The following is a 25842-nucleotide window of genomic DNA, read 5'->3' on the forward strand; positions in this document are numbered from 1 at the left end:
CATGCTCCCCTTCCCGCCACGTGGATGCTAACCCCGTCGCGGACCGACTCCGGCCACCGGGGTCGCCGCGTTCACGCTGCTGATAAGGGTCCTCACGAGCCCACGTGCGCAAACGTGCGGCACCGGCCGGTCCGGCGGGCGTCACTCCCGCTCGGTCGGGTCGTCCCCGCGCTCCAGCGCGTTCCACAGCTCGCGCTCGGGGTCGGCGCTCCGCCGCGCCGCGCCGGGCGTCTGGTAGCCGCCGCCCAACCGGGGCATCGCCGCGCCCCTGACCAGCAGCAGCAGGCCCGCCGCGGCCATCAGCAGCAGGCCCAGGAGGACGACCGCGTACGCCGCCGCCGGCGGGGAGGCCGCGGTCACCATCCGGCTGACCGCGACGGCCGCGAGCAGCACCAGGGCGCCCAGCACCCGGCGCATCCAGCCCGCGAGCGCCACCGCGGCGGCGACGGCGGCCACGCAGAACAGCGCCACCGGCACCAGGGCGGGCTGGACCTCGGCGCCGGTGGCCTCCGGCTTCACCCGGGTGGCGCCCCAGGTCATGGTCGAGGTGGCCCACAGCGCGCCGGCGGCCAGCAGGAGCAGCAGCACGGCGATCCACAGTGGACGCCTCCGGGCCGCCCCCGCCCGCGCCGCCGCCGCGGCTTCGGGGTCGGCTTCGGGCCGGTGCGGGTCGTGGTCAGACACCGGCCGGGTCCACCGCCGGGGCCATCGTCTGCGCGGTGGCGATGGCCGACAGGACAGCGCCCGCCTTGTTCAGGCACTCGTTGTCCTCGGCCACGGGGTCCGAGTCGGCCACGATGCCGCCGCCGGCCTGCACGTACGCCACCCCGTCGCGCACCAGGGCGGTCCGGATGGCGATGGCGGTGTCCGCGTCGCCCGCGAAGTCCAGGTAGCCGACGACGCCGCCGTACAGGCCGCGCCGGGTGGGCTCCAGCTCCTCGATCAGCTCCATCGCGCGCGGCTTGGGCGCGCCGGACAGGGTGCCCGCCGGGAAGCAGGCGGCCACCGCGTCGAACGCGGTCCTCCCCTCGGCCAGCTCGCCGCTCACCGTGGACACGATGTGCATGACGTGCGAGTACCGCTCGACCTTGAAGAAGTCGACCACGGTCACCGAGCCCGGCTTGCACACCCGGCCCAGGTCGTTGCGACCCAGGTCGACGAGCATGAGGTGCTCGGCGCGCTCCTTGTGGTCGGCCAGCAGGTCCTTCTCCAGCAGCGCGTCCTCCTCGGCGTCCACGCCGCGCCACCGGGTGCCCGCGATGGGGTGCGTGGTCGCCTTGCCGTCGCGCACCGTGACCAGGGACTCCGGGCTGCACCCGACGATGTCGAAGTCGTCCAGCCGCAGCAGGTACATGTACGGGCTGGGGTTGGACGTGCGCAGCACGCGGTAGATGTCGAGCGGGTCGGCGTCGGTGCGCATCTCGAACCGCTGCGAGAGCACGACCTGGAACGCCTCGCCCGCGCGGATGGCCTCCTTGGCCTTCTCCACGACCGCGTGGTGCTCCTCGCGCGTGCGCCGCCGGGTGAACTCCGGCTTGGGGCGGGAGAACACGGCGGCCGTCGCCGGGGCTGCGGACTGGAGGTCCCGGGTCATCCGGTCCAGCCGGGCCACCGCGTCGTCGTAGGCCGCGTCCACGCGCTCCGGGGAGTCGTCCCAGTTGATGGCGTTCGCGATGAGCGTGACGGTGCCCTCGTGGTGGTCCAGCGCCGCGAGGTCGGTGGCGAGCAGCATCACCAGTTCGGGGACCCGCAGGTCGTCCTCGGCGAGTTCGGGCAGCCGCTCCAGGCGGCGCACCGCGTCGTAGCCGATGTAGCCGACCATGCCGCCGGTCAGCGGGGGCAGGCCGGGCAGCGGGTCGGTGCGCAGCACCTCGATGGTCTCGCGCAGCGCCACCATGGGGTCGCCGCCCTCGGGCAGGCCCACGGGGTGCGGCCCGATCCAGGACGCCTCGCCGCCGGTGGCGGTCAGCGCGCCCGCGCTGCGCGCGCCGACGAACGACCAGCGCGACCAGGAGCGGCCGTTCTCGGCCGACTCGAACAGGAACGTGCCCGGCCGGTCCGCCGCCAGCTTGCGGTACAGGCCGACCGGGGTCTCGGCGTCCGCCAGGAGCCGCCGCACCACGGGGACCACCCGCCGCTCGGCGGCCAGCTCGCGGAACTCCTCGCGCGTGGGACTGACCTCGCCCAGACCCGCGCCTGCACCGATGAGGCTCACCATGGGCGACATTGTGACCGATGCCGGCGGGAGGTCCCGCGCCCGGTGAAGTCCATCGTCCGCCGAACGATTTGCGGTGGTCGCCCATGATGGGGGGGTGGACCAGAGCCCGAACCGCACCGGACCGAAGCGCCGAGGCCGCCGCGCCGGCGGCGAGGACACCAGGGCCGCGCTGCTCCAGGCCGCGCGCGAGGTGTTCGTCGAGCGCGGTTACGAGGGGGCCACGGTGCGCTCGATCGCGACGCGGGCCGGCGTGGACGCGGCCATGGTCAACCACTGGTTCGGCGGCAAGGAGGGCCTGTTCGCCAAGGCCGTCCTCCAGGTGCCCATCGACCCGAACGCGCTGGTCGAACAGCTGCTCGACGGTCCGCCCGAGGAGATCGGCGAGCGGATCGTGCGCAACTTCGTGACCATCTGGGACGCCACCGGCGGCGGCCAGTTCGCGGCCCTGGTCCGCAGCGTCACCTCGCAGGAGCAGGTCGCCGGCGTGCTCCAGGAGTTCTTCGTGCAGACCCTGCTCAAGCGCGTGGTCTGCCGGCTGGACGTGCCCGACGCCGACCTGCGCGCCACGCTGCTGGCCAGCCAGATCTTCGGCATGGGCATCATCCGGTACGTGGTGCGCTTCGAGCCGTTCGCCTCGGCCGACGTGGACACCGTGGTCCGGGCGATCGCGCCGAACCTCCAGCGCTACCTGACCGGCGACCTCGACCGGCCGGTGCCCTCCGAGGGGACGACCCCCTAGTCGGGCGTCCCCTGGTCGGGCGTCCCCTGGGCAGGTGGTCGTCCGGCGGGCCCCAGCAGCAGGTCGGCGTCGAAGCAGGTCGCGTCGCCGGTGTGGCACGCGCCACCGACCTGGTCCACGACCACCAGCAGCGCGTCGCCGTCGCAGTCCAGCCGCACCTCGTGCACGTACTGGGTGTGCCCGGACGTCTCGCCCTTCACCCACTGCCGCTGCCGGCTGCGCGAGAAGTACGTGGCGCGGCGCGTGGTCAGCGTGCTGTGCAGGGCCTCGTCGTCCATCCAGGCCACCATCAGCACCTCGCCGGTCCCGCGCCGCTGGACGACGGCGCACACCAGCCCGTCGGCGGTGCGCTTGAGGCGGGAGGCGATCGAGGGGTCGAGCGCGCCGGTCACGGGCGTCCTCCGCGGAAGTGGACCAGGGCGGGTCGGGTGTTGAGCAGCACCACGGCGAACACGTGGACGGCGGAGAGCAGGCCGGACAGCACCCTGATCCACACCGGCCCCTGGTTGAGCACGGCCAGCAGGTGGACCAGCGCCACCAGGCCGAAGACGAACGCGGCGGTCAGCCGGGCGGGTCGCCAGCCGGCGAGCAGGCCGGCCACGGCGAGCAGCGACAGCACCGCGAGGATCACCGGGAAGCGCACCCAGTACGGGTCCGACTCCACCTGCCACCGCACGACGCCCATGAGCACGAACAGCACCGCGCCGGCGGCGCCGATGGCGGTGGCGAGCAGCACCTCGGTGGGCGCGTTGCGCGGGCCGGCCATCAGCGGACCTCCACGCCCGCGTCGCGCAGGCCCTTCTTCACGTCGCCGATGCGCAGCGCGCCGAAGTGGAACACGCTGGCCGCGAGCACGGCGTCCGCGCCCTCGGCCACGGCGGGCGGGAAGTGCTCCAGCCGCCCGGCGCCGCCGCTGGCGATGAGCGGCACGTCGACGACCGCGCGGGTGGACCGGATCAGCTCCAGGTCGAACCCGGCCTTGGTGCCGTCCGCGTCCATCGAGTTGAGCAGGATCTCGCCGACGCCCAGCTCCTGGCCCCGCGCGGCCCACTCGACCGCGTCGATGCCGGTGCCCCGGCGACCGCCGTGCGTGGTGACCTCGAAGCCGGACGGCGTGGGCCGCTCCCCCTCGGGCACGCGGCGCGCGTCGACCGACAGCACGATGCACTGCGCGCCGAACCGGCGGGACAGCTCGCCCAGCAGCTCGGGGCGGGCGATGGCGGCGGTGTTGACGCTCACCTTGTCCGCGCCGGAGCGCAGCAGCTTGTCCACGTCCTCGGGCGTGCGCACGCCGCCGCCCACGGTGAGCGGGATGAAGACCTGCTCGGCGGTGCGGCGGACGACGTCGAACGTGGTCTCCCGGTCGCCGGACGACGCGGTCACGTCCAGGAAGGTCAGCTCGTCGGCGCCCTCGGCGTCGTAGGCGCGCGCCAGCTCGACCGGGTCGCCCGCGTCGACGAGGTTGGTGAAGTTGACGCCCTTGACGACCCGCCCCCGGTCGACGTCCAGGCAGGGGATCACGCGCACCGCTACTGACATGGGTAAAAGCCTACGGGGATCACCCGATCGTGGATCGCGCGGGACATCCGGCCCGAAGTGTGGTTAACTAGAGGAGGTCGAAGGTTTTGTGTCCGTGTCTTCCACGCTCGCGAAACGCGTTTGAGCGTGTGATTCCTCAGGGTCCATGCGTTTGGACCGGCCCCGTCGGTGCGTTCGCCCGGCGGCAGCAGTATGAGGAGATTTGAAGATGGCTCAGGGCACCGTGAAGTGGTTCAACTCCGAAAAGGGCTTCGGCTTCATCACCCCGGAGAACGGTGGCGCGGACGTGTTCGTCCACTACTCGGAGATCCAGAGCGGCGGCTACCGCAGCCTGGAGGAGAACCAGCGGGTGAGCTTCGACGTCGGCCAGGGCGCCAAGGGCCCGCAGGCCACCAACGTCCAGGCCATCTGACCTGACGTGACGTCGAGGCCCTGTCCCCCACCAGGGGGGCGGGGCCTTTGCTCTTTCCCGGGGCACCCTACGTTGTGCCCATGGACCTCGGAGACGGCAAGTACCTGCTGCTGACCACGTTCCGCCGCAGCGGCGCGGCGGTGCCCACCCCGGTGTGGGTGGTCGGCGACGGCGACGCGCTCTACGCGTGGTCGGCGGCCGACGCGGGCAAGGTCAAGCGCATCCGCAACAGCGGTGACGTGCGGGTGGGGCCGTGCGACTTCAAGGGCAACCCGACCGGTGAGCAGGTGCCCGCCACGGCGACCCTGCTGGACCGGGCGGGCAGCGACCGGGTCCGGTCGATGATCGCGCGCAAGTACGGCCTGATGGGCAGGCTGACCCTGCTGGGCAGCCGCCTGCGCCGGGGTGCCGGGGGCACGGTCGGCATCGAGATCCACCCGTCAACCGGGAGTTGACGCCTCTTTACCGTCAACCTAGAGTTGACGCATGGTGGTCACCCCGGTGCAGCTCACCGACCTCATCGTCGCCGTCGCGGCCGAGCACGCCGACGCGCTCGGCCGGTTGGCGGTCGCCGTCGAGATGAGCGGTCAGCTCGACGAGCTCGGCGACCACCTCATCGGGCACTTCGTGGACGAGGCGCGCCGCTCCGGCGCGAGCTGGACCGACATCGGCGAGAGCATCGGCGTGACCAAGCAGGCCGCGCAGAAGCGGTTCGTGCCCAAGGAGTCCGCCGACTTCACGCCCGCCGCCCACGACCGCTACACCGACCGGGCGCGGCGGGTCGTCGTGCTGGCCCGCCACCACGCCCGGTTCAGCGAGCGGATCGGCACCGAGCACCTGCTGCTGGGCCTGCTCGACGAGTCGGGCGGCCTGGCCGCGAAGACCGTCGCGAAGCTGGAAGCCGCCGAGGGCACGACGCGGCTGGCCGTGCTCAACGCCCTGGACCCGGCCGTGCACGAGCGCCCCGACCCGCAGCCGTTCAGCACGCGCTGCAAGAAGGCGCTGGAGCTGGCCGTGCGCGCGTCACTGCGCCTGGGTCACCGCTTCGTGGGCACCGAGCACGTGCTGCTCGGCCTGCTCGCCGAGCGCGAGGGCGCCGCGGCCAAGGCCCTGGGCGACACGGGGGTCACCCTGGAGGCCGCGGAGGCCCACGTCGTGCGGGAGATCGGGGACGCGATCAGCCGCGCACGGCGGCAAGCGCCTCGGGGAGCGTGAACGCGCCCGCGTACAGCGCCTTGCCGACGATCGCGCCCTCCACGCCGTCGCGGTCCAGCGCGGCCAGCGCCACCAGGTCCGCCACGCTGGACACGCCGCCGGAGGCGATCACCGGGGCGTCGGTGCGCGCGCAGACCTCGCGCAGCAGGTCCACGTTCGGGCCGGTGAGCGTGCCGTCCTTGCTGACGTCGGTCACCACGTAGCGGGCGCAGCCGTCCCGGTCGAGCCGTTCCAGCACCTCCCACAGGTCGCCGCCGTCGGTCGTCCAGCCCCGGCCGGCGACCCGGTAGCCCTCCGGGGTGATCCGCACGTCCAGGCCAACGGCGATCTTCTCGCCGTGCTCGGCGATGGCCTTCGCGCACCACTCGGGGTCCTCGATCGCGGCGGTGCCCAGGTTGACCCGGGCGCAGCCGGTGGCGAGCGCGGTGGCCAGCGAGGCGTCGTCGCGGATGCCGCCGGACAGCTCGACCCGCACGTCCAGCTCGCCGACCACGCGGGCGATCAGCTCGCGGTTGCTCCCCCGGCCGAACGCGGCGTCGAGGTCGACCAGGTGGACCCACTCCGCGCCGTCGCGCTGCCACGCGTGCGCGGCGTCCAGCGGGCTGCCGTAGGAGGTCTCGGTGCCGGCCTCGCCCTGGACGAGGCGGACGGCCTGGCCGTCGACCACGTCGACGGCGGGGAGGAGCGTGAAGGTCACGCGAACAGCCTAGTTGACGCTCTTGAGCCAGTTCTCCAGCAGGTGCGCGCCCGCGTCGCCGGACTTCTCCGGGTGGAACTGGGTCGCCCACAGCGGCCCGTTCTCGACCGCGGCGACGAACCGGTCGCCGCCGTGCTCGGACCACGTCACCAGCGGGGGCTTGAGCGCGCCGGTGTCGTTCAGCTCCCACTTCCGCACCCCGTAGGAGTGGACGAAGTAGAACCGGGTGCCCGCATCGAGGCCGGCGAACAGCGCCGACCCCTCGGGGGCCTCGACCGTGTTCCAGCCCATGTGCGGCACGACGGGCGCCTCCAGCCGCTCCACCGTGCCGGGCCACTCGCCGCAGCCCTCGCTGTGCACGCCGTGCTCGATGCCCTTCTCGAACAGGACCTGCATGCCGACGCAGATGCCGAGCACGGGCCGCCCGCCGGCCAGGCGCTGCCCGATCAGGCGACCGCCCCTGACCGCGTTCAGGCCCTCCACGCAGGCGGCGAACGCCCCGACGCCGGGCACGACGAGCCCGTCGGCCTCCAGCACGGCACGGTGGTCGGCCGTGACCTCCACCTCGGCGCCCACGCGCTGCAGGGCGCGTTCGGCGGAGCGGAGGTTGCCTGATCCGTAGTCCAGAACGACGACTCGTGCCACGTGACCAGCCTACCCGCGGGGCCGGCGCGCGCCGGTCAGGCCAGGGGCGAGCCGCCCTGGGTGACCGGGACCACCGGCAGCACGGTGTTGATCGGCAGGCCCGCACCGGTCGGCAGGTTCGTCACCCAGGTGTCGGCCCGGCCCTCGTCGACCAGTGCCCGGACCTCGGCCACGTCGGGGGGCAGGGCGGCGGGGCCCGGTCGCGCGTCCAGGCGCCACCAGTGGAGCAGGCCCACCAGGCGGCGCGGCGCGCCGGTGAAGCCGGCCGCCCCGCCGTCCGTCCACACCTCGGCGTTCGGGCTCCACCGCACCAGGAGGGCCGAGGTGCCCGTCGCGCGGACGCGCTCGGCCAGCTCGGCGGCGGCCCGGAACGTGATCTGCCTGCGCGGCAGCAGCACCGTCCCGGACGCCACGGGCACCAGCGCCGCCGGGCCCGCGACCGCGCGGTGCAGGTTGAGCTGGAGCTCGGCGGTCGGCGCGGGTGTCCAGATCAGGGTTCTCGGCACGCTCACAGGCGGAGATCATGCCGCAGCCGTCGGTCGGCCGAACATCCGACGCACGGCCGCGGCGACGCCGGGCACGTCGAGGTCGTGCGCCGAATCGTGGTCCTCGGCCGTGCCGTAGGCGCGCAGCTCCGCGTCCCGGCGCACGCCGAGCGACCGCAGCCGGTGCGGCACGTCACCCAGCGCCTCGGCCGCCGCGTGCGCCGACGTGCCCTCCAGGTACGGCTCGACCAGCAGCACGTCGTTCGCCCGCCCCGCCCGGACGGCGGCGCGCAGCCCCTCGGCGTCGAACGGCCGGACCGTCGTCGCGTACAGCACGGTCACGTCGACGCCGGCGGTGGCCGCGAGCACGGTGTCCAGCACCGGCCCGACCGCCACGACCACGCCCCGCGCGCCGCGCCGCACCTCGGTGAACCCCTCGACCACCGGGTGCGGCGCGGCGTTCTCCCGCAGGGAGAGCCTGAGGTAGACGCGGTCGTCCCCGGCCAGCGCGCGGCGCACGAGCGGGCCCACCTCGTCGCGGTGCCCCGGCACGTGCACGGTCCAGCCGGGCAGGGTGTCGAACAGCGCCACGTCGCCGGGCGCCTGGTGCGTGCGCCCCCACGCCGGGTCGTCGTAGGAGGCGCCGACGCTGACCAGCACCCCGCCCACGTCCTGGTGCCCGAAGTCGAGCTTGACCTGCTCGAAGGGCCGCTCGACCAGGAACGGCGCGTAGCTGTGCACCACGGGCCGCATCCCGGCCAGCGCCAGCCCCCCGCCGACGCCGACCATGGCCTGTTCGCGGATGCCGACGTTGACCACCCGCTCCTGCGGGCGGAACGCGTCGCGCGAGATCTCGGCGAGCACGACGACGACCCGCGGGTCGTGCCGCATGACCTCCTCGACGGTGTCCACGAACACCTGCCGCATCCCGCTCATCGCTCCCCCACCACCTTCGCCACCACGGCCAGCGGACGGCCGGCGTGCTCCCGCGTGAACGCCCCGTGCAGCGCGTCGTGGTCGCGTCCGTCCACTGTGGAGGTGTCCCACCCCTCGACGGCGAACCGCGCGGCCACGCCGCCGGGCCACCCGTGCGTGCCGGACTCGTTGTCCACCACCACGGCGGTGAGCGAGTCGAGCGCGAACCGGCCGGCCAGCGCGATGGCCTCGTGGTTGCTGCCCTCGTCCAGCTCGGCGTCGCCGACCAGCACCACCGTCCGCGCCGCGCGCCCCTGGAACCGCAGGCCGAGCGCGGTGCCGACGGCCAGCGGCAGGCCGTGCCCCAGCGACCCGCTGCCGATCTCCGCGCCGTTGACCAGCACGCGGTCCGGGTGCTGCCCCAGCGGCGAGCCCCACGTCGTCCACCCGTCCAGCAGGGAGGGGTCCAGGAACCCCTTCGCGGCCAGCACGGCGTAGTACGCCATCGGCCCGTGCCCCTTCGACAGCAGGAACCGGTCGCGGTCCGGGTCGTCCACCCGGTCCGGCGACACGTCCAGCACCCGGTCGTAGAGCACCCACAGCACGTCGAGCGTCGACGCCGCCGCCCACTCGTGCTTCTCGTCCCCCGTCATGCGCCCGAACAACGCGGGGAGGTCCGCGTGGCCGAGCCTGTCCGCAACCGTCATGGACCCAGCGAACAACTTCGACTTAAGTAGAGGTCAACCCATAGGATGCGCACGTGAGCAAGTTGCCGGAGATGTTGACCATCGGTCAGGTGGCCGAGCGCAGCGGCGTGCCGCACACCGCGCTGCGGTTCTACGAGGAGCGCGGGCTGATCGCGTCCGAGCGCACGGCGGGCAACCAGCGGCGGTACGCGCGGTCGGTGCTCCGGCGGCTGGCGTTCATCCGCACCGCGCAGCGGGTCGGCCTGTCGCTGGAGGACGTGCACGACGCGCTGGCGGCCCTGCCCGACGGCCGGACGCCCACCAAGTCCGACTGGAGCAGGCTGTCGGCCGGCTGGCAGGGCGAGCTGGACGCCCGCATCGACGCGCTGATCCGGCTGCGCGACAGGTTGACGTCGTGCATCGGCTGCGGGTGCCTGTCGCTGCGCAGCTGCTTCCTGCACAACTTCGAGGACGGCCAGGCCGCGGACGGTCCGGGCGCGCCGAAGCTGAAGCCCGCCAGCGAGGGCGGCACCTGAAACCCGCTTGCCCGGCGTGCTGCACTGGGGCCGTGCAGGAGAAGGAGATGACCCGCCTGTCGAAGCGGATGTCCAAGGTGCTGCGGCACGCCCCGGAGTCGGTCGGGCTGGTGCTCGACGAGGCGGGCTGGGTGGACCTCGACCGGTTCACGGCGGCGCTGGGCGTGCCGCGCGACCGCGTGCTGGAGGTCGTGGCGCGCAACGACAAGAAGCGGTACGAGGTGGTCGACGGGCGCATCCGCGCCAGTCAGGGCCACACGGTGGAGGTCGAGCTCGGCCTGCCCGTCGCGGAGCCGCCCGCGGTGCTCTACCACGGCACGGTCGGCGCGGTGCTGGACGACGTCCTCCGCGAGGGGCTGCTGCCGATGCGGCGGCACGACGTGCACCTGTCGGCGACCGAGGAGACCGCGGTGCGGGTCGGCGCGCGGCGGGGCCGGCCGGTGGTGCTGGTGGTGGACGCGGCGGCGATGCGCGCCGACGGCCACGAGTTCCGGGTGAGCGCGAACGGGGTCTGGCTGACGTCCGCCGTGCCGCCTAGCTACCTGCGTAGACACGTCTCGTGAGCCAGTCGAGGCCCGCCACCACGTCGTCGGCGGCCAGGCCCCGCACCTGTCTCTGGTAGCGGTAGACCTCGGGGGCCAGCGGTGCCATGAGCGCGTCCACGACGGCGCTGGGCGCGCCGTCGACCAGCCCCTCCACGTGCCGCCGCCAGAACTCGTAGGCCCCGGCCCGGAACCTGGCCCCGCCGGTCTCGGCGCCGAGGACCAGGTGGAGGTGCCGCTCCAGCAGCGCCACCATGACGCGGTAGAAGGCGGCCAGCCGCTCGTCCGGCGGCGCGCCCGGCCCCAGGGGCGGCGGGCCGGCGAGGACGCGGTCCTTGATCTCGGACTCGTGCTCGTCCAGCAGCGCCTGCGCGATCGAGGTGACGTCCGGGTAGCGCCGGTAGAGCGTCGCCCGCCCCACGCCCGCCGACCGCGCGATGTCCTCCATGGTGACCCCGACGGCCCCGCCGGCGGCGAGGAACACCTCTTCCGCGGCGGCCAGCACCCGGGCCCGGTTGCGGGCCGCGTCGGCGCGTTCACGGGGGCGGGTGGCCACTGCGGTGGCCCGGCCTGGTGACGACATGTGACCAACCATACGCAGACAGCCAAGGCGATCCACGATGCATCGTTCAACAATCCAACAGTGTGCCGTTGGATTGTTGAACGATCCAACGAGGCTACAGCAGCCAGGCGACGGCCGCGCCCACCGAGACCAGCGCCAGGACCAGCAGCACGATCGACAGGCCCCGGACCGTCTTCCAGGTGCTGTAGACGCCACCGGCCAGGAAACCGGCCAGCGCCAGCAGCCCGATCACCACCAGCGACTGGGACACCTACAGCACGCCCTTGGTGGAGGGCACGCCCCCGACGCGCGGGTCGGGCTCGACCGCCGCCCGCAGCGCCCGCGCGACGGCCTTGAACTCCGCCTCGGTGATGTGGTGCGGGTCCCGGCCGTACTCCACGCGCACGTGCAGCGCGATCCCGGCGTGGAAGGCCAGCGAGTCGAACACGTGCCGGTTGAGCACGAACGGGTAGTTGCCGCCGATCGTGAAGGTGGTGAACTGCTCCGGCTCGCCGACGTGCACGCAGTACGGCCGCCCCGACACGTCGACCGCCGCGTGCGCCAGCGTCTCGTCCATCGGGATCCACGCGTCGCCGAACCGGCGGATGCCCGCCTTGTCGCCCAGCGCCTCGCGCAGCGCCTGCCCGAGCACGATCGCCACGTCCTCCACCGTGTGGTGGGCGTCGATCTCCACGTCACCCGTCGCCCGCACCACGAGGTCGAACGACCCGTGCACGCCGAGCGCCGTCAGCATGTGGTCGTAGAACGGCACCCCCGTGGCGATCTCGACCTTGCCCGTGCCGTCGAGGTCGATCTCGACGTGCACCGACGACTCCCTGGTGGTGCGCTCCACCTTGCCGACCCGGCTCACCGGTCAACCTCCCTGCTCGCCGCGAGGAACGCGTCGTTCTCCTCCGGAGTACCGACCGTCACCCGCAGATGTCCGGTGATGCCGACGTCCCTGATCAGCACCCCGTGTTCCAGATACGACCGCCACGTGGCCCGCGCGTCCTCGAACCAGCCGAAGAGCACGAAGTTCGCGTCGCTCGGCACCACCGCGAAGCCCATCGCGGTCAGCTCCGCCACCACCCGGTCCCGCTCGGCCGCGAGCTTCGCGACCGACCCCAGCGTCTCCGGCGCGTGCCGCAGCGCCGCCCGTGCCGCCGCCTGGGTCAGCACCGACAGGTGGTACGGCAGCCTGACCAGCAGCAGCGCGTCCACGACGGCGGGCGCGGCGGCGAGGTAGCCCAGCCGGCCGCCGGCGAAGGCGAACGCCTTGCTCATGGTCCGGCTCACGACCAGCTTCGCCGGGTACTCGGCCAGCAGCCGCACCGCCGAGGGCCGCGAGGAGAACTCCGCGTACGCCTCGTCCACCACGACCACGCCGCGCGCGGCCTCGACCAGCACCCGCAGGTCGTCGAGCGGGAGGCTCTGGCCGGTGGGGTTGTTCGGGCTGGTCACGAACACCACGTCGGCGGCGGACGCCGCGACGGTCTCGGCGGCCCGCGCCACGTCCAGCGAGAAGTCGGCGCGGCGCGGCGCGGGCGCCCACTCGGTGCGCGTGCCCGCCGCGATGATCGGGTGCATCGAGTACGACGGCTCGAAGCCCAGCGCCGTCCGGCCCGGCCCGCCGAACGCCTGGAGGAGCTGCTGGAGGATCTCGTTCGACCCATTGGCGGCCCACAGGTTCGCGGCGGTCAGCGGCACGCCGGTCGAGGACGACAGGTAGGCGGCGAGGTCGTCGCGCAGCGCCACCGCGTCCCGGTCCGGGTAGCGGTGCAGCTCGGCGGCGGCCGCCGCGACCTCCTTGGTCACGTCGTCCACCAGGCCCGGCGTGGGCGGGTACGGGTTCTCGTTGGTGTTCAGCCGCACCGGCACGTCGAGCTGCGGCGCACCGTAGGGCGTGCGACCGCGCAGGTCCTCGCGCAGCGGGAGGTCGGCCAGCTCCACCCGCTCGCCGATCGGCTTCACCGGCGGAACCTGGCGGTGACCGCCTGGCCGTGCGCGGGCAGGTCCTCGGCCTCGGCCAGCGCGACCACGTGGTGCGCGACGGAGCGCAGCGCGTCCTCGCCGTAGTCGATCACGTGGATGCCGCGCAGGAACGTCTGCACGGACAGCCCCGACGAGTGCCGCGCGCAGCCGCCGGTGGGCAGCACGTGGTTGGAGCCCGCGCAGTAGTCGCCGAGCGACACCGGCGAGTGCGGGCCGACGAAGATCGCCCCGGCGGCGCGGACCCGCGCGGCGACCGCGCGCGCGTCGGCCGTCTGCACCTCCAGGTGCTCGGCCGCGTACACGTCGACGACGCGCAGCCCGTCGTCCAGGGTCGACACCAGCACGACGCCGGACTGCGGCCCGGTCAGCGCGGTGCGCACCCGCTCGTGGTGCTTGGTCTCGTCGACCAGGCGCCCCAGCTCGCGGTCCACCGCGTCGGCCAGCGCCTCGGACGTGGTGACCAGCACGCTCGCGGCGAGCGGGTCGTGCTCGGCCTGGCTAATCAGGTCGGCGGCCACGTGCACCGGGTCGGCCGTGTCGTCGGCGAGCACCGCGATCTCGGTCGGCCCGGCCTCGGAGTCGATGCCGATCAGGCCGCGCAGCAGCCGCTTGGCCGCGGTCAGGTAGACGTTGCCGGGACCGGTGACCAGGTCGACCGGTTCCAGCTCGGAGCCGTCGGTGTCCGTGCCGCCGTGCGCGAGCAGGGCCACGGCGAGCGCGCCGCCCACCGCCCACACCTCGGTCACGCCCAGCAGCGCGGCGGCGGCCAGCACCGCCGGGTGCGGCAGGCCGCCGAACGCCGCCTGCGGCGGGGAGCAGACCACCAGCGACTCGACCCCGGCGAGCTGCGCCGGGACCACGTTCATGACCACGCTCGACGGGTAGACGGCCAGGCCGCCCGGCGCGTACAGGCCGACGCGCCGCACGGGGACCCACCGCTCGGTGACCGTCCCGCCGGGCACGACCTGGGTGGTCGTGTCCGTCCGGCGCTGGTCGGCGTGCACCGCGCGGGCGCGGGCGACCGACTCCTCCAACGCGGCGCGCACGGCCGGGTCCAGCTCGGCCAGGGCGCGCCCCAGCTCGGCGACGGGCACGCGGACGGCGGCCGGTCGGACCCCGTCGAACCGCTCGGTGTGCTTCAGCACGGCGTCGACGCCGCGGGTGCGCACGTCCTCCACGAGCGGTCGGACCTGATGCAGCACCGCGTCCACGTCGACCTCGGCGCGCGGCAGCGCGGCGCGCAGTTCGGCGGGTGACGGGACTCGACCTCGCAGGTCGATGCGGTTGAGCATGCCCCCAAGGGTAAGCGGTCGACAATTCCGTCAACTGTCAGCCCGGGGCCGCGCGGCGAACCCGACAAACGGGGGCTACCTCGATCAGTGAGCGAGGCGCGACGCTGCGTGTGCACATCTCCGTCGCAAACCCTGCTGATGATGGAGGCTTGATGTTCACCAAGCGACGCGGCCTCGTGGCCGCCGCGCTTGTCGCGAGCGCGACCCTGGTGCTGCCCCTGCACACCGGGTCGGCGCAGCCGTCGACGGCGCAGTCCCCCGAGCGGACCCTCTTCGAGGTCACCGCCACCACGCCGGAGGCGCGGACGAAGGTCGCCCGCACCGGGGTCGACGTCCTCGGCCAGACCGGCGACACGCTCACCGTGATCGCGGAGCCCCGCCAGCAGTGGGCGCTGCGCGCGACCGGCCTGCGGCTGAAGTCCCTCGGCGACGCGGACGCGGAGCTGGCGGCCCTCGGCGAGGCCGACTTCACCGACCGCGTGCCCGGCGAGGTCGGCGCGCAGGACTTCCCGTCCGGCTACACCGGCTACCACAACTACGCCGAGATGGTCGCCGAGCTGAACCAGGCGGTCCGCGACCACCCGACGCTGCTCACCCTGCGCAGCATCGGCAAGTCGTACGAGGGCCGCGACATCTGGGCGGTCAAGATCAGCGACAACCCGGGGTCCGACGAGGCGGAGCCCGAGTCGCTGTTCACCTGCAACCAGCACGCCCGCGAGCACCTGACCGTGGAGATGTGCCTGCGCATCGTCCAGCGGTACACGGACAACTACGCGTCGAACACGACCATCAAGAACACGGTCGACAGCCGGGAGATCTGGGTCATCCCCAGCGTCAACCCGGACGGCGCGGAGTACGACATCGCCACCGGCTCGTTCCGCGCGTGGCGCAAGAACCGGCAGCCGAACTCCACGGCGGTCGGCACCGACCCCAACCGCAACTGGGGCCACCAGTGGGGCTGCTGCGGCGGTTCCAGCGGCAGCGGCTCGTCCGACACCTACCGCGGCACGGCGGCGTTCTCCGCGCCGGAGGTCGCCCGGGTCCGGGACTTCACCAACAGCCGCGTGGTCGGCGGTGTGCAGCAGATCAAGTCGCACATCGACTTCCACACCTACTCGGAACTGGTGCTGTGGCCGTACGGCTACACCTACAACGACACCGCGGCCGGCCTGGACGCCACGCAGGCCAACGTGTTCCAGACGATGGGCCGGCGGCTGGCCGCGCTGAACGGCTACACGCCGCAGCAGGCCAGCGACCTCTACATCACCGACGGCAGCGTCGACGACTGGATGTGGGCCGCGCACAAGATCTGGAGCTACACGTTCGAGATGTACCCGAAGTCCGCCAGCGGGACGAGCGGGTTCTACCCGCGCGACACCGTCATCGCGACCCAGACGGCGCGGAACGACACGGCGGTCCAGCTCCTGCTGGACTACACCGACTGCGTCCCCCGCATCACCGGCCGCACCTGCTGACCGACCGCACCGGGACGTGCCCGTCGGGGGTCCCCCGGCGGGCACGTCCGCGTCGGCGGGCGGTGCCCCCGCGTCAGCGTCGGCGGGCGGTGCCCCGCGTCAGCGTCGGCGGGCGGTGACCTCGCCGACCAGCTCCACGGCCCGGTCCACCTCGTCCAGCCCGACGAAGTAGTGCGGCGAGGCCCGGACCACCTCGGTGAGCCCGCGCCGGGTCATGTCGAGCAGCGTCGAGGACGCCGAGCTGACGGTGACCGTCACCCCGCGCTCCGCGAGCCGGCCCTTCACCTCGCCGGCGGTCAGGCCGTCCGCGGTGAAGGTGACGATGCCGGACCGGCGCTCGCCGATGTCGCGGACGGTCACGCCGGGCAGCGCGGACAGGCCCGCGCGCAACCGCCCGGCGCGTTCGGCGACCTCGCGCTCGATCACGTCCAGGCCCCTGGCCAGCGCGTACCGCACGGCGGCGAGCAGGCCGAGGCGGTCGGCGACGCTCGTCTCCCAGATCTCGTGCACGCGGGCGTCCTCGCGCAGCCGGATCTCGTCCGGGCCGGTCCACTCGGCGCTGTGCAGGTCCACCAGGCGGGGCCGGAGCACCTCGGCCGCCGCGCGCCGCACCACCAGCACGCCGGTGCCGCGCGGGCCGCGCAGCCACTTGCGGCCGGTGCCCGTGATCAGGTCGACGCCCAGCTCGTCGGCGCGCACCGGCATCTGGCCGATCGACTGGCACGCGTCCAGCAGCACCAGCGCGCCCACCTCGTGGGCGGCGGCGGCGACCTCGCGGGCCGGGTTGACCAGGCCGCTGTTGGTGGGCACGTGGGTCAGCGAGACGAGCTTGACGCGCTCGTCCAGCATCCCGGCCAGCGCGTCGAGGTCGAGCTGCCCGTGCCGGTCGGACGGCACGGCCTCGGCGACCGCGCCCACCTCGCGCGCCCGGTGCAGGATCGGGATGGCGGTGCCCGCGTACTCGGCCTCGCCGAACAGCACCCGGTCGCCCTCGGCGAGCGGCACGGCGTCGAACGCGGTCAGCCACGACCGGGTCGCGCTGTCGGTGAACGCGACCTCGTCCGGCCGCGCGCCGAGCAGCTCGGCGACCAGCCCGTACCCGGCCGCCAGGTCGGCCTCGCGCTCCTGCGCGGCGAGGTACCCGCCGACCTCGGCCTCCCGGCGCAGGTGCCCGACGACCTCGTCGAGGACCTCCCGCGGCGGGAGCGAGGACCCGGCCGAGTCGAGGAACACCGTCACCGGGCAGTCCACCTCTCCAGGTTCCACCACGGGCCCCAGGACAGCGCGCCGTGCACGCCCGGGTCCACCACGGCCTGGTAGCCGTTCCAGTTCTCCCGCACGACGTACGCGTGCTGCACGGACGCCAGCACCACCATGCCCGGCGAGGCCAGGTAGGCGCGCTGGAACTGCTTGTAGGCCGCCGCCCGCTGCGCCGGGTCCAGCAGCGCCCGGCCGGTGTCGAGGGCGGCGTCGACCTGCGGGTTCGAGTAGCCCCACGGGTTGCCGGTGTGCAGCGCCCGGTAGGTGGCCAGGTCCGGGTCGAACGGCGTGCCGCCGCCGTGCAGCAGGGCGTCCACGCCGACCCGGCCGGCGATCGCCTCCCGGCCCAGGCCCGCGAGCTGCACGTCCACCCCGACCGCCTTGGCGTCGGCGGCGAACGCGGTGGCCAGGTCGGCGCGCACCGCGTCGCCGAGCGGGTACATCAGCGTGAACCGGGCCGGCACGCCGTCGCGCGCGCGCACCCCGTCCTCGCCGCGCACCCAGCCCGCCTGGTCGAGCAGCAGGTTCGCCAGCGCCTCGTCGTGGGCGAACCGCGCGCCGGGGTCGAGGAACTCGGGCAGCGCGTCCGGGATCGGCGTGCTCGCCGGGCTGCCCTTGCCGCCCAGCAGGCCGTCCACCAGGCCCTCGCGGTCGACGGCGTGGTTGAGCGCCACCCGGATCGCGCTGTCGCCGGTCACCGGGCCGGTGGGCAGGGTGACGGCGCGCAGGTCGGCGCTGCGGTGCGTGATGACGCGCAGCCCGTCGCCGTCGGACTCGTCCGCGAGGCGCGGCGGCAGCTCGGTCCCGTCGAACTCGCCCGCCCGCATCCGCTGGGCGCGCGTGTTGTCGTCCGGCACGAACACGACGGTGAGCCTGCGGATCTTCGGCTCGCCGGCGAAGTGGGAGGCGTTGGCCTCCAGCACCATCCGGTCGCCCTTCTTCCACTCCACCAGCTTGTACGGGCCGGTGCCGACGGGCTTCACCTCGGCCAGCGGACCGCCGAGCGCCTCGCTGGGCAGGATGCCGAGCGTGAGCAGGTGCGGGAACGCGGCCCACGGCTTGTCCAGGGTGAACCGGACGGTGTGCGCGTCGAGCCGCTCCACGCCGGTCAGGCCGGTGAACTCGGTCCGCTCGGTCGAGCCGGACGCGGGGTCCAGCAGCGCCGTGTACGTGGCGAGCACGTCCTCGGGGCCGAACGCCGTGCCGTCGGCGAACGTCACGTCCCGGCGCAGCTCGACGGTCCAGCTCAGGCCGTCCGCGGCGGGTTCGGGCGGCTCGGCGGCGAGCTGGGGCCGCACGCTGCCGTCCGCGCGGTGCCCGACCAGGCCGTCGTAGATCTTGGAGACGCCGCCGCGGCCGTAGCCGAGCAGCGGGTTCAGCGTGGTCGGCTCCACCGGGTCGGCCAGCACGATCGAGCTGCCGTCCGGGGTGCCCTCGGCGCTCGGTGTCGGGCCGCCCGTGCACCCCGCGGCGACGAGGGCGACGGCGGCGACGACGAGCGGGGGGAGGAGGGAGCGCACGGGTCCCGACACTACCTAGAGTGGGCTCATGCGTGTCGCCCTGTGCCAGATCAACTCCTCCACCGACCCGGCGGCCAACCTCGACCTGGTGCGGGAGGGGACGGCGCGGGCGGCGGCGGGCGGCGCCCGGGTGGTCGTGTTCCCGGAGGCGACGATGTGCCGGTTCGGCGTGCCCCTCGGGCCGGTCGCCGAGCCGCTGGACGGGCCGTGGGCGTCGGCGGTGGCCGGGGTCGCCCGTGAGCACGACGTGGTCGTCGTGGCGGGCATGTTCACGCCGTCACCCGACGGTCGGGTGACGAACACCCTGCTGGTGACGGGTGCGGGGCATCACCTGGGCTACGACAAGATCCACCTGTTCGACGCGTTCGGGTTCACCGAGTCGCGCACCGTGGCGCCGGGGTCCTCGGTGGTGACCGTCGAGGTGGACGGCCTCGTGCTGGGCCTGGCCACCTGCTACGACGTGCGGTTCCCGGAGCTGTTCCGGGCGCTGGCCGACCGGGGCGCGCAGGCCGTGCTGGTCTGCGCGTCGTGGGGCGCGGGGCCGGGCAAGCGCGAGCAGTGGGAGCTGCTGGTCCGGGCGCGGGCGCTGGACTGCACGTCGTGGGTGCTGGCGTGCGGGCAGGGCGACCCGGCGACCGACCACGGCGGCGCGCCCACCGGCATCGGCTTCAGCACGGCGGTCTCGCCGCTGGGCGAGGTGGTGGCGCAACTGGCGGGCGAGCCGGGGTCCCTGCTCGTCGACGTGGGCGCGGAGGCCGTCGAGGCGGCGCGGCGCACGGTGCCGGTCCTCGCGAACCGTCGGCTGTGAATTTCCTTCGGGGGAACGTCCGTCCCCCGGCCGCGTGACGGCCGCTTAGGTTTCCACGTCGCTCGGGAAGCCCTTCCTGGTCAGGGAGACCCAGGGCGAAGGGGAGCACGGGCATGATCAACCAGGCCGAAGTGGACCGACTGTACGACTGCGAGGTCGTCGACGAGCACGGCGAGCGCATCGGCTCCGTGAAGCAGATCTGGCTCGACGACCGCGACGGGCGACCGATGTGGGCCTCGGTGCACACCGGTCTGTTCGGGCTCAGGGAGTCGTTCGTCCCGATCCAGGACGCGACCATGGGCAACGGCACCATCACCGTGCACGTGGACAAGCAGCAGGTGAAGGACGCGCCGCGGATCGACGTGTCCGACCAGCACATGTCCGATTCCCAGCAGGACGAGCTGTACGAGTACTACGGGATGATCCCGGCCAACCGCAGCGGCGACCACGACCGCCTGCCCGGGCGCGGGAAGGCCGGCGGCACGGCGGGCGGCATGGCCGCGAGCGGCACGGCGGGCGGCACGGCCGCGTCGGGCGGCATGGCGGACCGGACGCCCGGCGAGGTCGACGAGCACGGCATGACCGGCCGGCAGGGCCGCCACGGGACCCGCGGCGACGACGCCGTGACCCGGTACGAGGAGGACATCCACGTCGGCAAGCGCGACGTGGAGGCCGGCCGGGTGCGGTTGGTCAAGCACACCGTGACCGAGCAGCGGGACATGACCGTGCCGGTCACGCACGAGGAGGTCAGGGTCGTCCGCGAGCCGGCCGACGGCGCCGCTGGCGGGCGGGCGTTCGCCGAGGAGGAGGCGTCGGTCACCCTCCGCCGCGAGGAGCCGGTGGTGGAGAAGACCGCGAAGCCGGTCGAGCGGGTGCGGCTCGACAAGGAGACCGTCACCGAGCAGGAGCGCGTCAGCGGCCAGGTCCGCAAGGAGCGCGTCGACGTGCAGCGCGACGACTCGGGCCGCACCGAGGTGCGCGACACCGACCGCCGCGACACCTGACCGCCGCGACGCCGACCGGGCGCGCACCCCGGCCCGCGCCCGCGTCCCCGTGCCCCGGGACGCGGGCGCTTCCGGCGCGGGGCACGGGCCCGGGGTCCGGCGCAGGTCCCGGGGTCCGGCGCAGGTCCCGGGGTCCGGCGCAGGTCCCGGGGTCCGGCGCAGGTCCCGGGGTCCGGCGCAGGTCGAGCCCGCGCGGTGGGGCCCGCGGTCAGCGCAGGTCGAGCCCGAGGTCCAGCGCGGGCGCCGAGTGGGTCAGGCCGCCCACCGCCAGGTAGTCCACGCCGGTCTCCGCGTACGCCCGCGCCACGTCCAGCGTGAGCCCGCCGGACGCCTCCAGCGCCACCCCGCCGGCCCGCCGGACCGCCTCCGCGCAGTCCGCGACGGTGAAGTTGTCCAGCAGCACGAGCGCCGCCCCCTCGCCGACCGCCTCGTCCAGCTGCTCCAGCGAGTCCACCTCGACCTCGCACGGCAGGTCCGGGGCGTGCGCGCGCACCGCGGCCAGCGCGGCCCGCACCGACCCCGCCGCCCGGACGTGGTTGTCCTTGATCAGCACGGCGTCGCCGAGGCCCAGCCGGTGGTTCACGCCGCCGCCCGCGCGCACCGCGTACTTCTCCAGCAGGCGCAGGCCCGGCAGGGTCTTGCGGGAGTCCCGCACGGCCGCCCGGGTGCCCGCGACCGCCTCCACCCACGCGGCGGTCAGCGTGGCGACGCCCGACAGGTGGCACACCAGGTTCAGCGCGGTGCGCTCGGCGGTCAGCAGGCCGCGCACGGGACCGCGCACGACCAGCGCCGGCTCGCCCGGCACCGCCTTCGTGCCGTCCTCGCGCCGCTCCAGCACCTCCACGTCCGTCACCTGGCGGAACACCTCCAGGGCGGCGGGCACGCCCGCGAGCACGCCGGCCGCGCGCGGCGTCAGCTCGGCCACCGCGACGGCGTCCGCGGGCACGGTGGCCGCGGTCGTCGCGTCCGGCCCGTAGCGCAGGTCCTCCTCCAGCGCCGTCGCGATCACGCGGCGCAGGTCCTCCACGTCGATGGTCACGTCGGTGGTCACGCCACTCCCCTCGCCACGACCGGGTCGGCCAGCACGGGCTGCCCGGACGGGTTGAGCCGGACGACCTGGCTGCGCTGCCCGCGCACGTCGTCGCGTTCGGTGAAATCGGTGCGCACGTGGCAGCCGCGCGACTCCTCGCGCTCGGCCGCCGCCGCGATCAGCGCCCGCGCCGCCACGGTGAGCGCCGCGTCCTCGACCAGTTCCCGGGTGTCGAGCACGCGGTCCACAGTGGACAGGTCGAGCACGGAGCCGACGACCGCGAGGCCCTCGGCGTCGCGCCCGATGGCCGCGTAGCGGGACATCACGCGCTGGAGCGAGTCGCGGTCCGCGACCGGGGCGGTCGGCAGCGCCGCCGTGCCGGTGCAGCGCGCCAGCACGCCCACCGCCAGGTCCGCCGCGACCGCCTCGGCCGCGCGCGTGCCGACGACCAGTCCTTCCAGCAAGCTGTTGGACGCCAACCGGTTCGCGCCGTGCAGGCCGGTCCGGGCCACCTCGCCCGCCGCGTACAGACCGGTCACGCCGGTTCGCCCGTCCACATCGGACACCACGCCGCCGCACGCGAAGTGCGCGGCGGGCGCGACCGGGATCGGCTCGGTCGACGGGTCCACGCCCGCGGTCAGGCACGCCGAGTGCACGGTCGGGAACCGCCGCGCGAAGTCCGGGACGCCGGTCGCGTCGAGGAAGACGTGGTCGTCCACGCCGCCGGGCGCGCCCGCGACGTGCCGGGTGATGGCCGCGGCCACGACGTCGCGCGGCGCCAGGTCCTCCAGCGGGTGCACGCCGCGCATGACGCGCGCGCCGGTCGCGTCGACCAGCACCGCGCCCTCGCCGCGCACCGCCTCGGTGACCAGCGGGCACCGGCCGCGCGCACCCCGCCCGGTGTAGAGCACGGTCGGGTGGAACTGCACGAACTCGACGTCGGCCGCGACCGCGCCGGCCCGCAGCGCGAGCGCCAGGCCGTCGCCGGTGGCCACCTCGGGGTTGGACGTCGCCTGGTAGAGCTGCCCGAGGCCGCCGCTGGCCAGCAGCACGGCGGGCGCGGTCAGCACGCCCGGCACGCCGTTGCCGTCGAGCACCAGCAGCCCGCACACCTGGCCGAGCGGCGTGCGCACGGCGTCCACCGCGATGTGGTTCTCCAGCACGGGGACGCACCCGTCGGACGCGGCGAGCAGCGCGCGCTCCACCTCGGCCCCGGTCGCGTCGCCGCCCGCGTGCACGACGCGGAACGCGCTGTGCCCGCCCTCCCGCGTGCGGGCCAGCGCGCCGGTCGGCCCGGGGTCGAACACCGCGCCGCGCTCGCGCAGCCGGGTCACCGCCGCCGGACCGCCCGAGATGATCGCCCGCACGGCGTCCTCGTCGCACAGGCCCGCGCCCGCGACGAGCGTGTCCCGCACGTGCGCGTCGACGGAGTCGCCCTCGTCGTGCTCGTCGGGCAGCACGACCGCGACGCCGCCCTGGGCCCAGCGGGTGTTGCCGTCACCGCCGGACGCCTTGGTCACGACCAGGACGCGCAGCCCCAGTTCGCGCGCGCGCAGCGCCGCCGTCAGACCGGCCACCCCCGTGCCGACGACCACCAGGTCGGCGCGGGCCTCCCAGAGCGCGGTGCTCACTCGCCGCCGCCGGGCTGCCCGATCTCGATCATGCGCTGCACCGCACCCCGGGCGCGCCCGGCCGTCTCCGGGTCCACGTGCACCTCGTCCTTGCCCTCGCGCAGGCCGCGCAGCAGGGCCGCCGGGGTGATCATCTTCATGTACCGGCACGACGCCCGGTCGTTCACCGCGCGGAAGTCGATCTCCGGCGCGGCGCGGCGGAGCTGGTGCAGCATGCCGATCTCGGTGGCCACGAGCACGGAGGTGGCGCTGGTGCTGCGGGCGGCGGTGATCATGTCGCCGGTCGAGAGGATCTTCACCTTCTCCGCCGGGACGGTGCCCTCGCCCGCGAGGTAGAGCGCCGAGGTCGCGCAGCCGCACTCGGGGTGGATGAACAGGTCGGCGTCCGGGTTGTCGGCCGCCCGCTGGGCCAGCTCGGGGCCGTTGATGCCCGCGTGCACGTGGCACTCGCCGGCCCAGATGTGCAGGTTCTCGCGGCCGGTCTCGCGCTTGACGTGCGCGCCGAGGAACTGGTCCGGCAGGAACAGCACCTCGCGGTCGGCCGGGATGGAGGCCACCACGTCGACGGCGTTCGACGACGTGCAGCAGATGTCGGTCTCCGCCTTCACCTCGGCGGTGGTGTTGACGTAGGAGACGACGACCGCGCCGGGGTGCTCGGCCTTCCACGCCCGCAGCTCGTCGCCGGTGATCGAGTCGGCCAGGGAGCAGCCCGCGCGCTCGTCCGGGATCAGGACCGTCTTGTGCGGGGCCAGGATCTTGGCGGTCTCGGCCATGAAGTGCACGCCGCAGAAGACGATGGTGGACGCGTCGCTCGCGGCCGCGATGCGGCTGAGCGCCAGCGAGTCACCGGTGTGGTGCGCGATGTCCTGGATCTCGGGCAGCTGGTAGTTGTGCGCGAGGATGACCGCGTCCCGCTCGCGCGCCAGCCGCAGCACCTCGTCGCGCCAGTCGGCGTCGGGCTCGATGCCGTCGTACGCGCCGTCCGAGGTTCGCTCCACGTAGGCGGTAGCGACCATGCTTCCTCCTTGGGACAAGGTTTTCGCCTATCGGTCGAAAACGCTGCCGATAGTATCAGCCGGTGGGTCTCGCGGGACATGAGGTGTTGGCCGCAGTGCTCCAGGTGAGAGCCGGATCACTCCAGGTGATGTTGTGGCGACGCGCGCGGGAACCGCACGCTCACCGCTGGTCACTGCCCGGGGGCGGTTTGGGCGATTTCGAGGACGTGGAGTCGTCGATCCGGCGCCAGTTGGCGGAGAAGGTCGACGTGCGACAGTTGTCACACGTGGAGCAGCTGGCCGTCTTCAGCAACCCCGGGCGGGTGCCCGGACCCCGCGTCGTGGCCACCGCGTTCCTCGGCCTGGTGCCCTCCGACATCGACCCGGTGGTGCCGTCGGACACCGAGTGGCACCCGGTGGACTCGTTGCCCCCCACCGCGTTCGACCACGAGTCCATCTGCCGCCGGGCGCGCAGCAGGCTCGCGTCCAAGCTGTCCTACACCAACCTCGGGTTCGCGCTGGCGCCGCCGGAGTTCACGATCTCCGCGCTGCGGTCGCTGTACTCGGCGGCCCTGGGCTACAAGGTGTCGGCGACCAACCTCCAGCGCGTGCTGTCCCGCCGGGGCCTGCTCGAACCCACCGGTGCCACCGCGCCGCCCGGCCCGTCCGGCGGCCGACCTGCGGCGCTGTTCCGCTTCGTGTCGGGCGAAATGCGGGTCACGGACCCGTTCGCCGTGCTGCGGCCACCGTCCACCCGTAGCTTGGGTTCGTGACCACGACGCTCCCCCTGTTCCCGCTGGGCACCGTGCTGCTGCCCGGGGCGTCCCTCCCCCTGCACGTGTTCGAGCCGAGGTACCGCCAGCTGACGGTGGACCTCGTGACGGGCGCGGTACCGGAGCGGACGTTCGGCGTTGTGTCGATCAAGCAGGGCTGGGAGGTCGGGGCGGAGAACATCGAGGCGCTCCAGGTGGTCGGCTGCACGGCCGTGCTCCAGGACGCGAAGCGCCTGCCGGACGGCCGCTTCGACCTGGCCACGCTCGGCGGTCGGCGGTTCCGCCTGCTGGAGGTGGACGAGGACAGCGCGCCGTACCTGGTCGGTTCGGTCGAGTGGCTGCCCGACACCGCCACGCCGCCGGAGCTGGAAGCCGTGATGCCCGTGCTGGCGGCCAGCGCGAGAGCCGCCCACGGCCGCTACCGGGAAGCCGCCTACCAGGGCAACGGCCACCGGCCGCCGGCGGAGGACACGACCCCGGACGAGCTGGCCTACGCCCTGGCCGCCGACTGCCTGCTCACCATGGAGGACCGGCAGCACCTGCTGGAGGAGACCTCCCCGGCCCGCAGGCTGCGCCTGATCCGCAAGGTCATGCACCGCGAGGCCGGAATCCTGACCGCCCTGAGCGCCGTCCCCGCCCCGCTGTCCGAACTGGGCCACCTCCCCCACCGCAACTGACCACCCCGGGTCGGTAGCCCCCGGTCCCGGTAGGCTCCGATCCCGGTCGGCCCCGATCCCGGTCGGCCCCGGTCCGGCAGTCCTCGGCACCGGTGGCCCTCGCCCCAGTCGATCCCGGCCCGATAGCCCCCGGCTCCGATAGCCCCCGGCTCCGGTCGACCCTGGTCTGGTCGGCCCCCGGCCCGGTCAACCCT

General features: G+C 74.2%; 31 protein-coding genes. 11 read left to right on the forward strand and 20 right to left on the reverse strand.

What is annotated here, in order from left to right; all coding sequences use genetic code 11:
• Nucleotides 1–141: 141 nt before the first annotated feature.
• A complete protein-coding gene (locus ACRAKJ_RS34240) occupies nt 142–684 on the reverse strand; it encodes a Trp biosynthesis-associated membrane protein (protein ID WP_438919539.1) in 543 nt (180 codons plus the stop codon).
• Nucleotides 677–2218, reverse strand: a complete 1542-nt coding sequence (locus ACRAKJ_RS34245; protein WP_438919538.1) for an anthranilate synthase component I — start codon at nt 2216–2218, stop codon at nt 677–679. The genes ACRAKJ_RS34240 and ACRAKJ_RS34245 overlap by 8 nt, the downstream gene beginning before the upstream one ends.
• Nucleotides 2219–2312: 94 nt before the next feature.
• On the opposite strand from ACRAKJ_RS34245, the gene ACRAKJ_RS34250 reads away from it, so the two are divergent.
• Nucleotides 2313–2957, forward strand: coding sequence for a TetR/AcrR family transcriptional regulator (locus ACRAKJ_RS34250; RefSeq protein WP_438919537.1), 645 nt, complete (start codon nt 2313–2315; stop codon nt 2955–2957).
• Here ACRAKJ_RS34250 and hisI read toward each other — a convergent pair.
• Genes hisI through hisF form a run of 3 tightly spaced genes read right to left on the reverse strand, consistent with a single transcriptional unit; the run spans nt 2954 to nt 4496 of the window.
• Nucleotides 2954–3349, reverse strand: coding sequence for a phosphoribosyl-AMP cyclohydrolase (gene hisI, locus ACRAKJ_RS34255; RefSeq protein WP_438919536.1), 396 nt, complete (start codon nt 3347–3349; stop codon nt 2954–2956). The genes ACRAKJ_RS34250 and hisI overlap by 4 nt on opposite strands.
• On the reverse strand, nt 3346–3723 hold the full coding sequence (locus ACRAKJ_RS34260; RefSeq protein ID WP_438919535.1) for a hypothetical protein: 378 nt from the start codon (nt 3721–3723) through the stop codon (nt 3346–3348). The genes hisI and ACRAKJ_RS34260 overlap by 4 nt, the downstream gene beginning before the upstream one ends.
• Nucleotides 3723–4496, reverse strand: a complete 774-nt coding sequence (gene hisF / locus ACRAKJ_RS34265; protein WP_438919534.1) for an imidazole glycerol phosphate synthase subunit HisF — start codon at nt 4494–4496, stop codon at nt 3723–3725. Before hisF ends, ACRAKJ_RS34260 begins: the two co-directional genes overlap by 1 nt.
• 208 nt (nt 4497–4704) lie before the next feature.
• Here hisF and cspE point away from each other — a divergent pair, with 208 nt between their 5' ends.
• The 3 genes from cspE (at nt 4705) to ACRAKJ_RS34280 (ending at nt 6123) form a co-directional block, all read left to right on the forward strand.
• Nucleotides 4705–4908 (forward strand): transcription antiterminator/RNA stability regulator CspE, encoded by a 204-nt coding sequence (gene cspE / locus ACRAKJ_RS34270; protein ID WP_306749780.1) that lies wholly within the window; start codon nt 4705–4707, stop codon nt 4906–4908.
• A gap of 80 nt (nt 4909–4988) precedes the next feature.
• A complete protein-coding gene (locus ACRAKJ_RS34275) occupies nt 4989–5363 on the forward strand; it encodes a PPOX class F420-dependent oxidoreductase (RefSeq protein WP_438919533.1) in 375 nt (124 codons plus the stop codon).
• A 31-nt stretch (nt 5364–5394) separates the two neighbouring features.
• Entirely contained in the window at nt 5395–6123 is a 729-nt protein-coding gene (locus ACRAKJ_RS34280; protein ID WP_438919532.1) for a Clp protease N-terminal domain-containing protein, read from the forward strand.
• Here the strand turns inward: ACRAKJ_RS34280 and priA are convergent.
• From priA to ACRAKJ_RS34305, 5 genes are read right to left on the reverse strand one after another with little or no spacing between them, the layout of a single operon-like run.
• Nucleotides 6086–6820, reverse strand: a complete 735-nt coding sequence (gene priA, locus ACRAKJ_RS34285) for a bifunctional 1-(5-phosphoribosyl)-5-((5-phosphoribosylamino)methylideneamino)imidazole-4-carboxamide isomerase/phosphoribosylanthranilate isomerase PriA (RefSeq protein WP_438919531.1) — start codon at nt 6818–6820, stop codon at nt 6086–6088. The genes ACRAKJ_RS34280 and priA overlap by 38 nt on opposite strands.
• Nucleotides 6821–6829: 9 nt before the next feature.
• Nucleotides 6830–7465, reverse strand: a complete 636-nt coding sequence (gene hisH, locus ACRAKJ_RS34290) for an imidazole glycerol phosphate synthase subunit HisH (protein ID WP_438919530.1) — start codon at nt 7463–7465, stop codon at nt 6830–6832.
• Between the two features lie 35 nt (nt 7466–7500).
• Nucleotides 7501–7977 (reverse strand): hypothetical protein, encoded by a 477-nt coding sequence (locus ACRAKJ_RS34295; RefSeq protein WP_438919529.1) that lies wholly within the window; start codon nt 7975–7977, stop codon nt 7501–7503.
• 9 nt (nt 7978–7986) lie between these two features.
• Nucleotides 7987–8886 carry a transketolase family protein gene (locus ACRAKJ_RS34300; protein WP_438919528.1) on the reverse strand — a complete coding sequence of 300 codons (900 nt, stop codon included), beginning with the start codon at nt 8884–8886 and terminating at the stop codon, nt 7987–7989.
• A complete protein-coding gene (locus ACRAKJ_RS34305) occupies nt 8883–9572 on the reverse strand; it encodes a transketolase (protein WP_438919527.1) in 690 nt (229 codons plus the stop codon). The genes ACRAKJ_RS34300 and ACRAKJ_RS34305 overlap by 4 nt, the downstream gene beginning before the upstream one ends.
• A gap of 53 nt (nt 9573–9625) precedes the next feature.
• Between ACRAKJ_RS34305 and soxR the strand changes: the two genes are divergently transcribed.
• The gene (gene soxR / locus ACRAKJ_RS34310; RefSeq protein ID WP_438919526.1) at nt 9626–10087 is read left to right on the forward strand and encodes a redox-sensitive transcriptional activator SoxR; all 462 of its coding nucleotides are present in this window, start codon (nt 9626–9628) and stop codon (nt 10085–10087) included.
• Between the two features lie 47 nt (nt 10088–10134).
• Nucleotides 10135–10650, forward strand: coding sequence for an RNA 2'-phosphotransferase (locus tag ACRAKJ_RS34315; RefSeq protein ID WP_438919525.1), 516 nt, complete (start codon nt 10135–10137; stop codon nt 10648–10650).
• Here the strand turns inward: ACRAKJ_RS34315 and ACRAKJ_RS34320 are convergent.
• The 5 genes from ACRAKJ_RS34320 to hisD form a co-directional block, all read right to left on the reverse strand.
• Nucleotides 10622–11212, reverse strand: a complete 591-nt coding sequence (locus tag ACRAKJ_RS34320) for a TetR family transcriptional regulator (protein WP_438919524.1) — start codon at nt 11210–11212, stop codon at nt 10622–10624. The genes ACRAKJ_RS34315 and ACRAKJ_RS34320 overlap by 29 nt on opposite strands.
• A 94-nt stretch (nt 11213–11306) precedes the next feature.
• Nucleotides 11307–11462, reverse strand: a complete 156-nt coding sequence (locus tag ACRAKJ_RS34325) for a hypothetical protein (RefSeq protein ID WP_438919523.1) — start codon at nt 11460–11462, stop codon at nt 11307–11309.
• Nucleotides 11463–12062, reverse strand: coding sequence for an imidazoleglycerol-phosphate dehydratase HisB (gene hisB / locus ACRAKJ_RS34330; protein ID WP_438919522.1), 600 nt, complete (start codon nt 12060–12062; stop codon nt 11463–11465). It lies immediately after the preceding gene.
• Nucleotides 12059–13162, reverse strand: coding sequence for a histidinol-phosphate transaminase (locus tag ACRAKJ_RS34335; RefSeq protein ID WP_438919521.1), 1104 nt, complete (start codon nt 13160–13162; stop codon nt 12059–12061). Before ACRAKJ_RS34335 ends, hisB begins: the two co-directional genes overlap by 4 nt.
• Nucleotides 13159–14475: a histidinol dehydrogenase gene (gene hisD / locus ACRAKJ_RS34340; protein ID WP_438919520.1), complete on the reverse strand. Its 1317-nt coding sequence runs from the start codon at nt 14473–14475 to the stop codon at nt 13159–13161. The genes ACRAKJ_RS34335 and hisD overlap by 4 nt, the downstream gene beginning before the upstream one ends.
• 152 nt (nt 14476–14627) lie before the next feature.
• Here hisD and ACRAKJ_RS34345 point away from each other — a divergent pair, with 152 nt between their 5' ends.
• On the forward strand, nt 14628–15950 hold the full coding sequence (locus ACRAKJ_RS34345) for a M14 family zinc carboxypeptidase (protein WP_438919519.1): 1323 nt from the start codon (nt 14628–14630) through the stop codon (nt 15948–15950).
• 99 nt (nt 15951–16049) lie between these two features.
• Here the strand turns inward: ACRAKJ_RS34345 and ACRAKJ_RS34350 are convergent, their stop codons facing one another.
• Nucleotides 16050–17219 carry an aminotransferase class V-fold PLP-dependent enzyme gene (locus ACRAKJ_RS34350; protein WP_438919518.1) on the reverse strand — a complete coding sequence of 390 codons (1170 nt, stop codon included), beginning with the start codon at nt 17217–17219 and terminating at the stop codon, nt 16050–16052.
• On the reverse strand, nt 17186–18730 hold the full coding sequence (locus ACRAKJ_RS34355) for an ABC transporter substrate-binding protein (protein ID WP_438919517.1): 1545 nt from the start codon (nt 18728–18730) through the stop codon (nt 17186–17188). The genes ACRAKJ_RS34350 and ACRAKJ_RS34355 overlap by 34 nt, the downstream gene beginning before the upstream one ends.
• A gap of 28 nt (nt 18731–18758) precedes the next feature.
• Between ACRAKJ_RS34355 and ACRAKJ_RS34360 the strand changes: the two genes are divergently transcribed.
• Nucleotides 18759–19538: a carbon-nitrogen hydrolase family protein gene (locus tag ACRAKJ_RS34360; protein ID WP_438919516.1), complete on the forward strand. Its 780-nt coding sequence runs from the start codon at nt 18759–18761 to the stop codon at nt 19536–19538.
• A gap of 113 nt (nt 19539–19651) precedes the next feature.
• The gene (locus ACRAKJ_RS34365) at nt 19652–20542 is read left to right on the forward strand and encodes a DUF2382 domain-containing protein (RefSeq protein ID WP_438919515.1); all 891 of its coding nucleotides are present in this window, start codon (nt 19652–19654) and stop codon (nt 20540–20542) included.
• A gap of 208 nt (nt 20543–20750) precedes the next feature.
• On the opposite strand, the gene nadC is transcribed toward ACRAKJ_RS34365, so the two are convergent.
• The 3 genes from nadC to nadA are packed head-to-tail and all read right to left on the reverse strand — an operon-like array spanning nt 20751 to nt 24219.
• Nucleotides 20751–21581, reverse strand: coding sequence for a carboxylating nicotinate-nucleotide diphosphorylase (gene nadC, locus ACRAKJ_RS34370; protein WP_438919555.1), 831 nt, complete (start codon nt 21579–21581; stop codon nt 20751–20753).
• 8 nt (nt 21582–21589) lie between these two features.
• Nucleotides 21590–23203 (reverse strand): L-aspartate oxidase, encoded by a 1614-nt coding sequence (locus tag ACRAKJ_RS34375; protein ID WP_438919514.1) that lies wholly within the window; start codon nt 23201–23203, stop codon nt 21590–21592.
• Nucleotides 23200–24219 carry a quinolinate synthase NadA gene (nadA, locus tag ACRAKJ_RS34380; protein WP_438919513.1) on the reverse strand — a complete coding sequence of 340 codons (1020 nt, stop codon included), beginning with the start codon at nt 24217–24219 and terminating at the stop codon, nt 23200–23202. The genes ACRAKJ_RS34375 and nadA overlap by 4 nt, the downstream gene beginning before the upstream one ends.
• A gap of 62 nt (nt 24220–24281) precedes the next feature.
• Between nadA and ACRAKJ_RS34385 the strand changes: the two genes are divergently transcribed.
• Nucleotides 24282–24971 carry an NUDIX domain-containing protein gene (locus ACRAKJ_RS34385; protein ID WP_438919512.1) on the forward strand — a complete coding sequence of 230 codons (690 nt, stop codon included), beginning with the start codon at nt 24282–24284 and terminating at the stop codon, nt 24969–24971.
• A complete protein-coding gene (locus tag ACRAKJ_RS34390) occupies nt 24968–25648 on the forward strand; it encodes an LON peptidase substrate-binding domain-containing protein (protein ID WP_438919511.1) in 681 nt (226 codons plus the stop codon). The genes ACRAKJ_RS34385 and ACRAKJ_RS34390 overlap by 4 nt, the downstream gene beginning before the upstream one ends.
• The last annotated feature ends 194 nt before the right edge of the window (nt 25649–25842 follow it).

The organism is Saccharothrix sp. DSM 118769 (genome assembly GCF_052936295.1).

What these genes read in the sequence shown, in the direction of transcription:
- ACRAKJ_RS34245 (WP_438919538.1), bottom strand. Translation starts at nt 2,218, where the DNA reads ATGGTGAGCCTCATCGGTGCAGGCGCGGGTCTGGGCGAGGTCAGTCCC.
- ACRAKJ_RS34260 (WP_438919535.1), bottom strand. Translation starts at nt 3,723, where the DNA reads ATGGCCGGCCCGCGCAACGCGCCCACCGAGGTGCTGCTCGCCACCGCC.
- hisF (WP_438919534.1), bottom strand. Translation starts at nt 4,496, where the DNA reads ATGTCAGTAGCGGTGCGCGTGATCCCCTGCCTGGACGTCGACCGGGGG.
- cspE (WP_306749780.1), top strand. Translation starts at nt 4,705, where the DNA reads ATGGCTCAGGGCACCGTGAAGTGGTTCAACTCCGAAAAGGGCTTCGGC.
- ACRAKJ_RS34275 (WP_438919533.1), top strand. Translation starts at nt 4,989, where the DNA reads ATGGACCTCGGAGACGGCAAGTACCTGCTGCTGACCACGTTCCGCCGC.
- ACRAKJ_RS34280 (WP_438919532.1), top strand. Translation starts at nt 5,395, where the DNA reads ATGGTGGTCACCCCGGTGCAGCTCACCGACCTCATCGTCGCCGTCGCG.
- ACRAKJ_RS34300 (WP_438919528.1), bottom strand. Translation starts at nt 8,886, where the DNA reads ATGAGCGGGATGCGGCAGGTGTTCGTGGACACCGTCGAGGAGGTCATG.
- ACRAKJ_RS34305 (WP_438919527.1), bottom strand. Translation starts at nt 9,572, where the DNA reads ATGACGGTTGCGGACAGGCTCGGCCACGCGGACCTCCCCGCGTTGTTC.
- ACRAKJ_RS34315 (WP_438919525.1), top strand. Translation starts at nt 10,135, where the DNA reads ATGACCCGCCTGTCGAAGCGGATGTCCAAGGTGCTGCGGCACGCCCCG.
- ACRAKJ_RS34320 (WP_438919524.1), bottom strand. Translation starts at nt 11,212, where the DNA reads ATGTCGTCACCAGGCCGGGCCACCGCAGTGGCCACCCGCCCCCGTGAA.
- hisD (WP_438919520.1), bottom strand. Translation starts at nt 14,475, where the DNA reads ATGCTCAACCGCATCGACCTGCGAGGTCGAGTCCCGTCACCCGCCGAA.
- ACRAKJ_RS34345 (WP_438919519.1), top strand. Translation starts at nt 14,628, where the DNA reads ATGTTCACCAAGCGACGCGGCCTCGTGGCCGCCGCGCTTGTCGCGAGC.
- ACRAKJ_RS34360 (WP_438919516.1), top strand. Translation starts at nt 18,759, where the DNA reads ATGCGTGTCGCCCTGTGCCAGATCAACTCCTCCACCGACCCGGCGGCC.
- ACRAKJ_RS34365 (WP_438919515.1), top strand. Translation starts at nt 19,652, where the DNA reads ATGATCAACCAGGCCGAAGTGGACCGACTGTACGACTGCGAGGTCGTC.
- nadA (WP_438919513.1), bottom strand. Translation starts at nt 24,219, where the DNA reads ATGGTCGCTACCGCCTACGTGGAGCGAACCTCGGACGGCGCGTACGAC.